This is a genomic window from uncultured Bifidobacterium sp., from assembly GCF_945269915.1.
In the GTDB taxonomy this organism is placed as follows: domain Bacteria; phylum Actinomycetota; class Actinomycetes; order Actinomycetales; family Bifidobacteriaceae; genus Bombiscardovia; species Bombiscardovia indica.
In genome coordinates, this window is the sequence record NZ_CALYOY010000046.1 from 1 (window position 1) to 8,897 (window position 8,897).

At 60.8% G+C, this 8,897-nt stretch carries 8 protein-coding genes; 3 read left to right on the plus strand and 5 right to left on the minus strand.

The genetic code is table 11. The annotated features are described in order from the left end of the window. From Q0K62_RS07420 to Q0K62_RS07430, 3 genes are all read right to left on the minus strand, one after another. The coding region (locus tag Q0K62_RS07420; protein WP_297317340.1) for a DNA repair protein at positions 1–641 on the minus strand (641 nt) is incomplete at its 3' end. Between the two features lie 150 nt (positions 642–791). Further along, the gene (locus Q0K62_RS07425; RefSeq protein WP_297317341.1) at positions 792–995 is read right to left on the minus strand and encodes a hypothetical protein; all 204 of its coding nucleotides are present in this window, start codon (positions 993–995) and stop codon (positions 792–794) included. A 168-nt stretch (positions 996–1,163) separates the two neighbouring features. Further along, positions 1,164–2,198 (minus strand): alpha/beta hydrolase, encoded by a 1,035-nt coding sequence (locus tag Q0K62_RS07430; protein ID WP_297317342.1) that lies wholly within the window; start codon positions 2,196–2,198, stop codon positions 1,164–1,166. A gap of 250 nt (positions 2,199–2,448) precedes the next feature. Here Q0K62_RS07430 and Q0K62_RS07435 point away from each other — a divergent pair, with 250 nt between their 5' ends. Then, the gene (locus tag Q0K62_RS07435; RefSeq protein WP_297317343.1) at positions 2,449–3,150 is read left to right on the plus strand and encodes a DUF4391 domain-containing protein; all 702 of its coding nucleotides are present in this window, start codon (positions 2,449–2,451) and stop codon (positions 3,148–3,150) included. Positions 3,151–3,176: 26 nt separating this feature from the next. Here the strand turns inward: Q0K62_RS07435 and Q0K62_RS07440 are convergent, their stop codons facing one another. Next, positions 3,177–4,316: a sugar diacid recognition domain-containing protein gene (locus Q0K62_RS07440; RefSeq protein ID WP_297317344.1), complete on the minus strand. Its 1,140-nt coding sequence runs from the start codon at positions 4,314–4,316 to the stop codon at positions 3,177–3,179. Positions 4,317–4,520: 204 nt separating this feature from the next. Here Q0K62_RS07440 and Q0K62_RS07445 point away from each other — a divergent pair, with 204 nt between their 5' ends. Next, positions 4,521–5,819 (plus strand): SLC13 family permease, encoded by a 1,299-nt coding sequence (locus tag Q0K62_RS07445; RefSeq protein WP_297317345.1) that lies wholly within the window; start codon positions 4,521–4,523, stop codon positions 5,817–5,819. A gap of 62 nt (positions 5,820–5,881) precedes the next feature. After that, positions 5,882–7,012 carry a glycerate kinase gene (locus Q0K62_RS07450; RefSeq protein WP_297317346.1) on the plus strand — a complete coding sequence of 377 codons (1,131 nt, stop codon included), beginning with the start codon at positions 5,882–5,884 and terminating at the stop codon, positions 7,010–7,012. 148 nt (positions 7,013–7,160) lie between these two features. Here the strand turns inward: Q0K62_RS07450 and Q0K62_RS07455 are convergent, their stop codons facing one another. After that, positions 7,161–8,279: a Zn-dependent alcohol dehydrogenase gene (locus Q0K62_RS07455; RefSeq protein WP_297317347.1), complete on the minus strand. Its 1,119-nt coding sequence runs from the start codon at positions 8,277–8,279 to the stop codon at positions 7,161–7,163. Between the last annotated feature and the right edge of the window lie 618 nt (positions 8,280–8,897).

Consider the following 8,897-nt stretch of genomic DNA (forward strand, 5'->3'; position numbering starts at 1 on the left):
AAGTCCCAACCGCCGACCCGACCGGCCTCCTTGCCGGCGGTGACGATCAGACCGTGATACTCCCTCAGATCATCCAGGGAGAAATCGTCCAGATCGATGAATTCGCTCTGGTGCCGCAGGGCCTGGTTGTAATCCTTCATGGACGGGTAACACAGTGCCTGCATCAGACGCAGGGCGTAGGCGTCCCAGATGAAGCACTTCTGCCCGAAGGCATAGAGACGGATCACATCCGCTGTTTCATTCCCGATTCCCGGCAGGGCCAGGAGGTCCTCCCTGAGGCGGGGATCCTGGCTGGGTACCATGTCGGGTCCGTCATACCCCTGATTCATCAGCCAGGAGGCCAGACTCCTCAAGGCCCGGCTTTTGGCCTTCATGAATCCGCTGGGACGGATCAGGTCGGCCAGCTCCTCATCATCCACCAGGGAGAGGGCCCGCTGGTTGAGCAGATTCGACTCCTTGAGCCTGAGGAGCGATACATCGACGTTACGCCATGCCGTGTGTTGGACCAGGATGGCTCCGACCATCATCTCGAAGTGGGAGTCCGCCGGCCACCAGTCCTGCCTCCCATACCTCTTTGACAGGAGGAAGAAGAGCCGAGCGGCATCAGCACGGTGCTCCCCCTTGAAGGGAATCCTGGCCATATTCCACCTTTCCGAGGTTGTCGCTGCCTTTCCCGGACGGGACGCCGGGCAAGGAAAGGAAATGCCGTCCACCGAAACGAACCGGCTGACGGCTGACAGGCACTCAGAGATGCGACCCGGCCATGACCGGAAGATCCTGCCTCGGTATTCTCAGATACCGAAGACCTCCTTGGCCAACTTGGCGATGGTGTCGCCGCTCAGCTCCGCCGCGTCGTTCTTGCACTGGTTGATCCTGCCGAAGAGTCTGTCTGCGTCATTGTAGGAGAGGGGCTTGCCGATCTCCTTGGAGAGGTCGACCAGCTCTTCGATGGTTTGCAGCTTGCCCATTTTGTCCACCAAGGTCTTTTCGTCCATGTTTTACTCCTCTGTAAACGGCAATCATGATGCCGAAGGTTACTTCCACTTTCCAGTTCTAATCGTTCCGACCGCCCTTGTAAAACATCGGAGCGCCCCGTCGGCCAACAGGGCCCTCCGAGTGCTTCGGGACATCACCCCCTCCCCCTCGTTCCCGGCGGCACCCTCCTAGAGGAGCTCGTAAGAGAAATCATGAATCTGCCTGAGGGTCTCCCGACTCTCGTCCAGCCAGGACATGCCCACCGGGTATACGTGCCCCAGGGTCTGCCCCTTGAAGGGCCTGGGATCGTGCAGCTCGAAAACCCGCCCGTGACGTTGCAGGGCCAGACCCATGGCCAGGGCATCACCCTGCAGAAAGTCATCGCTGCTGGTATTCAGGAAGATTGGCGGAAAATCAACCATGCCGGCCATCGTATCCGGGTCGGCCATCCCGGCGCCCGCGGTCTGTCCGAAACCGGCGAAGAAGTCGGGGGCCACCTTCATCAGGGAGTCGGTATTAGACCCTAATGATTCATATCCACCCTTGGTCACCTTCAGGTAGGGTGTCAGGTCGAACAAACCCGAGATCATGGCCCCACCAATGGGGGTCAGATCGGCCCGGGGCAGTCCCAGGGCCTGGGCGAACCCTCCTGAGGACTCAATCGCCAGGGCATAGAGTCCCAAGGTGCCACCCGCGGAATCACCGATGATGAAGACACTGTTCGGATCAAGGGGAAAGAGTCCCATATGGTTCTTGATCCAGGCCAGGGCCTGTGTCACGTCACGAAGCTGCCCCATGAAATCGGCGGAAGGGATCAACCGGTAATTGATGGAGAAGACCGCAAAGCCCAGCGCTGCAAGGTGGGTGCAGAAGTTCCGGTTGAGCTCCTTGTACCCATACATGAACCCACCACCATGGATGTCGATATAGACGGGCAGGGTCCTGCCGTTGCGCAGAACGGCCTCATGGGGCAGGTAGAGGTCCAGTCGGTGCGCGCGCAGGCCGTCATCGACATAGGCCATGTCGTTGATGCAGTCCACACCATCGGGGACCAGCCAGTTCCTGGCCCGCATCCCGTCGGTTCCGGCGAACTCCAGCCTGGTGCCGAGCACTGCACGGGCGATGACGGGATCACAACCCTCCAGATCACCGTCGACCTCGGTCCATCCGGAGTACAGCCGCCGGTCCTCGTCACTGACCCTCAGCTCATCAGCATCACTCATCATCCAGCCTTCATGTCATCGAGTCATACTCCATCGGTCTCGGGCCGGGCAGGGTCTTCATGAGGAAGACGAAGCCCAGACCCTCACACATATAAGTGTAGGACAGATACACATGCCCGGTCGGGGCCGTCACGCTGCCCGGGAAGGGTATCTGATACCGGACGGAACGGCATGGGCCCTGACCCCGACGGATACAATATCTCTCAGGCAAGCGGACGAAAAGTCCGGACCGTCCACAGAAAGGTCGACGATGACTATCGCAAGCTATGAGGGTGTATCAGCCACCAGCCTTGGCCTGCCCGCCACCGCGGCCATCCCCGAAGCCAAGGGACACCTGCCCGTCCAGGTCTTCACAACCAGACCGCCGATTTCGTCCCGGCTCAAGCAGCACTTCGCCACCAAGGTGGATTCGATTGTCATGCTCTCCCTCCTGAGCCCCGGTACAACCGGGTTGGCGGATGGGGTACGGTGCCATGAAATCCTGGTCATGGCCGTCGGTCTGAAGAGCGAAGACCTGCCTGTCGATGTCCTGGAACATATTGCCTCCCTGCGTTCCTCGGGAATCATCTTCGCCTGCATCCACCCCCGCAAGGGGGAAACCGTATGCACCATGGGCCTGCGCCGCGCCCTCCCGACCCGACCGGGCCATCAGCAGGAATACGGGATGCACCTGGGCCAAACCCAGACAATCAGCCAAACAGCCCTGCAGGTCACCGGATCCACCATGGATGACCTCTGGGACAGCCTCGGCGCCCAGATCATCCTGGGGACGATCGACGGGAACGACCTGGACCAGCGCATCGCCAGGCGCGAGCGCATCAGCGGCCTGCTTGACCAGGAGAGCAAGCTGGCCAGGGACCATGGCCGGGCCAAGTCCACCCAGGACCGGAACACGATCTACGCCAAGCTCCACAAGGTCCGCACCGAACTTGAGAAACTCCAGACCGAGTGAGTCCACATGGGGACCGGCCCGACCGGTCATTCCTGGTTCATGTTCCGTTCGAAGGCCCGATACTCCCTGATGGCAAAGGCCGCCTCGAGCACCGGGTAATCCTTCAATGAGCGGGGATTGTAGCCGGTCTCCTTCGCCAAGGCATCCAACCGGTTCTGCATGGTGTTTTTATGGATGAAGAGTTCCTGGGCGGCATGGGTGATGCTTCCGTTGTGTTTGGTGTAGGCGTGGAAGATCTCTGCGAACCAGTCGATGCGTTCCTCCTTCATTCCCGCGAAGACGTGTTGCACGAATTCCTCTGCCAGAGCCGGGGGCAGGGCCGGGATGATCAGTCCCCCGTCAAGGTCGTCGTAACGATGGACCCCCGTCATCCCTGCGAAACAGGTCCAATGGACGACGGTGCAGGCCTGGTCATAGCTCCGCCAGTATTCCTGCGGATGGGACATGACCCTGCCCATGCCTAGCAGGACATCTGAACCAACCGCCTCGCCCAGGCCTGTCTGGAGTGCCTGGGCGAATTCCTTCAGGGTGCCGGAGGGCAGGTCGTGGATGAAAATGCGGAAATCCCTTGGTCCCACGGCAAAGAGGGGCGCATCAAAGGACAGACAGATCGAGCAGAGCCGGTCATAGAGGTTGTCCTGGTCGAGTCGCTCCAGCCGTACGCCGGGGGCAAAGCCGACCAGGGCCGACCTGGGCCGGGCAAGGTCCACATCCAAGGTCATGGAAAGCGCCTCCATGAGACCGTCATCCTTGTGCTCCATGGTCAGGAGGTTGACCAGGTTCCCCGTCATGATCCTACGGTTGAACCGGGTGATCTGCTCCATATTCGCCCGCAGGAGTATCTCGGTCATCTTTTCGATGATTCGTCCCAGGGATCCCACCTCATCCAGAGGGCCGGTTATCCCGATGACCGCCACCACGGAATCGTTGAACAGCACAGGGACATTCACCCCATCACGCGCACCCTGGTAAGGACGGTCCTGGTCGACCATAATGGTGACACCACTCCCGGCCGCCTTGCAGGCTGCATCATGATAGGTACCGATCCTCGAGGAGTCGGTGCTGGCCGTCATGATTCCTTTGGTATCGAAGAAATTGATGTCGTAATGGAGCACATCCTTCAGATTGTCGACGATATTCTGTGCGATACGTGGATCGATATTCATGAGGCCTCCCTTGGGGAATAGTACACGTACCATTTGTATAACCGGATCAGGGTCAGAATGTCGGTATGGGTAATGTGGCGTATGCACCGCTCATCAAGCCATAATATAGGCGAAACCTGGGTGTTTTGACAGTTCCGCAGACAGATCGGGGCGCTGTTGCTCTTGGTCCATGTCACACGGGACCCCTGCTTCAAAGGAGACGGAGTGAATATCGCAATAACCTGGTGGGCCGCATTGATTGGCCTGGCTTTGGCCATCGTGCTCATCCTCGGAAAACTCAATACCACCTATGCCCTCATGCTCGGCGCCATCGTGGGCTGCCTGATCGGTGGAGCCTCGCTCTCCCAGACCGTCAAGATCGTGGTAGAAGGTTCCCAGAGCGTCATGGGAACCGTTGTCAGGGTACTGGCGGCAGGTGTCCTGGCTGGCGTGATGATGGAGTCCGGCGCCGCCAACCGCATAGCCCGGGCCATCGTCGACAAGCTCGGCGAACGGCTGGCCATCTTCTCCCTGGCTCTGGCCACGATGATCATCTGCGCCGTAGGGGTATTCATCCCCGTGGCCGTTCTGATTGTGGCCCCGATCGCCATCGAGGTGGGCAGCCGGCTGAAGATTTCCAAACTGGCCCTGCTCATCGCCCTCTCAGGTGGCGGCAAGGCCGGCAACATCATCTCCCCCAACCCCAACACCATCGCCGTGGCATCAGGTTTCCACATCCAACCCTCGGCTGTCATGATCGGCAGCTTCGTCCCCGCGGTCTTCGGCCTGGCCATGGCGGTCTTCCTGGCCTCCATGGTTCAGCACAGGGGACGGGTCGTCACCATGGACGATCTTGGTGAAGACCCGGACAGCCAGAGGTCCCGGAAGGGCCTGCCCTCGCTCGGACGTTCCCTGGTGGCCCCGGTCACCGCCGTGGTCCTCCTCCTCATCAATCCCGTCGGTTCGGTCCTGCACATCTCCCTCCTGGAGAAGTTCCAGGTGGATGCCATGTACATCCTCCCCCTGGCATCGATCCTCGGTCTTCTGGCCATGGGGCAAGGAAGGCGCATCCTGGAGTTCACCAGTGCCGGCCTGCAACGCATGGTCGACGTGGTCCTCATCTTGATCGGGGCTGGTGCCCTGGGAGGACTGATCACCAACTCCGACCTGCCCAAGCAGATTGTTTCCCTGATTGACGCCATGGGCGTACCCGGCTCCATGCTGGCCCCGATCGCCGGCATTTTGATGGCGGCCGCCACGGCATCCACCTCGACAGGCGTGATTCTGGGCAGCAGCTCCTTCGGACAGTCCATCCTCTCCTTCGGCACCTCAGGAGTGGCAGCAGCGGTCACCATGCAGGCGGGGGCCACGGTGATCGACCAGCTCCCCCACGGCAACTATTTCCATGTCACGGCGAAGTCCCTGAACATGAGTTTGGGCGAGCGCATGAAGGTGGTCCCCTTCGAGTTCCTGGTCGGCCTTACCATGACCCTGGTTGCCACGCTCATGTATCTGGTCTTCTAGGCAAGAACACCGATGGACCATACACGAACCCAAGTTTCAGCACTGCCATGAAAGGTGAACCCATGAAAATCATCATCGCCCCCGACTCCTTCAAGGGGAGCCTGAGTGCCCGAGAGGCGGCCCGGGCCATAGAGGAGGGATTGCGCAGGAGCGGCATCCAGGCGGATTACGTTCAGGTTCCCATGGCGGATGGCGGGGAGGGTACGGTCCGTTCCCTGGTCGACGCCACCCGGGGAACAATCGTGGACGCCCAGGTTACGGGACCTCTGGGCGACCCCGTCCAGGCCTACTATGGGATTCTGGGAGACGACCGGACCGCGGTCATAGAAATGGCAGCGGCCAGCGGAATCCAGTTTGTCAATGAGAAGACCAAAAACCCACTGATCACCACCACCTACGGGACAGGACAGCTTATCAAGGAGGCCCTGGACCGGGGGGTGGATGAGTTCATCATCGGCCTTGGGGGTTCCGCCACCAACGACGGAGGGGCAGGCATGGCGCAGGCCTTGGGCGTCAGACTCCTCGACGGCCGGGATCGGGACCTCCCCTATGGTGGCAAGGCCCTGGAGAACCTGGCCAGGATAGACTGCTCCGGACTGGATCCCAGACTCACCAAGGCCCGTATCCGTCTGGCCTCGGACGTGACCAATCCTCTGACCGGACCCCAGGGGGCATCGGCTGTTTTCGGCCCCCAGAAGGGCGCGAACCAAGCCATGATCCAGACCCTGGATGCGGCACTGGGCCACTATGCCGATGTCATCAGGCGCGATCTCGGCCGGGACGTGGAACGCACGGCAGGGGCAGGGGCTGCAGGTGGATTGGGTGCCGGCTTCCTGGCCTTCACCGATGCCGGGATGCAGTCCGGCATCCGGATCGTAGTGGAAACGACCGGTCTGAAGGACAAGGCCCGTGGGGCCGACATCTGCTTCACCGGTGAGGGCGGCATCGACTTCCAGACCAAGTTCGGCAAGACCCCCATGGGCACGGCGCAGGCCGTCAAGGAAGTGGCTCCCGACTGCAAGGTCATCGCCCTGGCCGGTTCGGTGGGTGAGGGCATCGACCAGCTCTACCAGATCGGTATCGACGCCGTCTTCGGAATCAGCCCCGGGGCGGTCAGCCTCGATCAGGCCATCGAGGGCACATCCACGAATCTGGCCCGGGTGGCCGAAAACATCGGAAGACTGATCAGGTAGTACCGATCGCCGACTCCGGCAAGGACAGGTCAGGGGGTGTCGGATGCGCCTCGTATCCGACACCCCCTGCGTATTTCAATCAACCGGACCCGATTGGCAATCAGGCCGGTCGGCACGGGCCGGAACCCCGCCCGACCGCCGGGAAAGGTCAGTCGAAGTCGGTGATGACCGAGCGGATGACCTCGCCCTTGACCAGCTGCTCGTAGGCCTCGTCGATCTGACTGAGCTTGATGTGCTGGCTGACGATGTCATGCATGTTCAGCCTCCCATCGACGGCCAGGTCGGCGTACATGGGGATGTCATGCTTGATGTTGGTCGAGCCCATCCAGACGCCCTTGAACCCACGCTGGTGGACCAGAAGCTCCGCGGGGTTGATCTCCAGGGAGATGGTGGCATCGGGCTTGGCCAGACCGATCGGGTAGGCGGTGCCGCCCACGCCGAGCATGTCCCAGGCCTGCTTCATGGTGGCCTGCAGACCGATGGCCTCGAAGGCCTCGTCCACACCGCCGTCGGTGAGCTCACGCACCTTGGCGACCGGGTCCTCGTTCTTGGAGTTGATCACGTCGGTGGCACCGAACTTCCTGGCGAACTCCAGCTTGTTGTCGAAGACGTCGATGGCGATGATCCTTTTGGCACCGCAGATGCTGGCACCGGAGATGATGTTCAGGCCGATGCCGCCGGTGCCGATCACGGCCACGGTGTCGCCAGGACGGACGTGGGCCGTGTTGATGGCGGCACCTGCCCCGGTGATGGTGGCGCAGCCGATGCAGGCGGCCTCGTCCCACTTGACCTGGTCGTTGACCACGGCCAGCTGGTTCTCGTGGATCAGGGCCTTCTCGGCGAACCCACCGGTGCCGAATGCCTGGGTGATGGGCCGACCGTCGGGGAAGGAGAGACGGGGCTTCTCATCAGCGCCGCGCACACACTCCTGCTGCTGGGTGCAGGATTGGGGCTGACCCTTGAGGCAGTTGGCACAGTGACCACAGACCTGCTCCAGGGAGGCAACCACATGATCCCCCACCTTGATCCCCGACACCTCGGGACCGACGGCCTCGACGATGCCGGCGATCTCGTGGCCGATCACAGCCGGGAATGGGAAGAACTTGTCGTCGTCCTCGACCAGGTGAAGGTCGGAATGGCATAGGCCGGAAGCCTGCACATCTACCAGAACCTCGGCCTTGATCGGGTCGTCAATGATGATCTCCTCGGGCTGGGCGAATCCCTTCCCGATACCATAGGCCAGTGAGGCCTTAATCTTCTGAGGCATATGTCTCCTTCGTAATACGATGCACCGGCTTTCAGTCGGTGCAGAATCCGATGCTTCCTTGGCGGTGACTCTGTGAATAGACTTGATCCCACAAGCGGTCTTTGCTTGTTTATAGTCATTCTAGCCCGGATCAAGCGGATACACCGTATTCGTCAGGCAGGATTGTTCGCAGGAATCCAGGCGAATCCGGCCTGATCAGCCGCGCAGAAGGCATCAAGCCTGAATGTGATTTTGACTACACCGGCAGTGATCACAGCACGTCAACGGCAGTCAGACCGTTCCCGTCCCCCCCCCCGGATAAATGCATCTATTCCCTCCGAAGACAACCTATGCATGCTGGCAGGTAAGGATGAGGACCACTCGGGTTGGAGTCCCCCGGAAAAGACAATCCCGACAATCTGACAATTCCGCTGACCGGATGACAGATTCACATGGGACCGGAGGTGGGGGCACGATTCCTTGCGGATGGTAAGGAAAAGGCGGCCGTGTCTTTTCTGGGAATGAAGGGGACGCGGTCGCCTGGTGTCGGATCCGGGGATTGGTGATGGTCCGACCTTACGCGTGCGAAGAATTGATCGTCAGGCTTCACCTCCGGTGCTTTTGGTGGGGTGTCGGTGT

What these genes read in the sequence shown, in the direction of transcription:
- Q0K62_RS07425 (WP_297317341.1), bottom strand. Translation starts at nt 995, where the DNA reads ATGGACGAAAAGACCTTGGTGGACAAAATGGGCAAGCTGCAAACCATC.
- Q0K62_RS07430 (WP_297317342.1), bottom strand. Translation starts at nt 2,198, where the DNA reads ATGAGTGATGCTGATGAGCTGAGGGTCAGTGACGAGGACCGGCGGCTG.
- Q0K62_RS07435 (WP_297317343.1), top strand. Translation starts at nt 2,449, where the DNA reads ATGACTATCGCAAGCTATGAGGGTGTATCAGCCACCAGCCTTGGCCTG.
- Q0K62_RS07440 (WP_297317344.1), bottom strand. Translation starts at nt 4,316, where the DNA reads ATGAATATCGATCCACGTATCGCACAGAATATCGTCGACAATCTGAAG.
- Q0K62_RS07450 (WP_297317346.1), top strand. Translation starts at nt 5,882, where the DNA reads ATGAAAATCATCATCGCCCCCGACTCCTTCAAGGGGAGCCTGAGTGCC.
- Q0K62_RS07455 (WP_297317347.1), bottom strand. Translation starts at nt 8,279, where the DNA reads ATGCCTCAGAAGATTAAGGCCTCACTGGCCTATGGTATCGGGAAGGGA.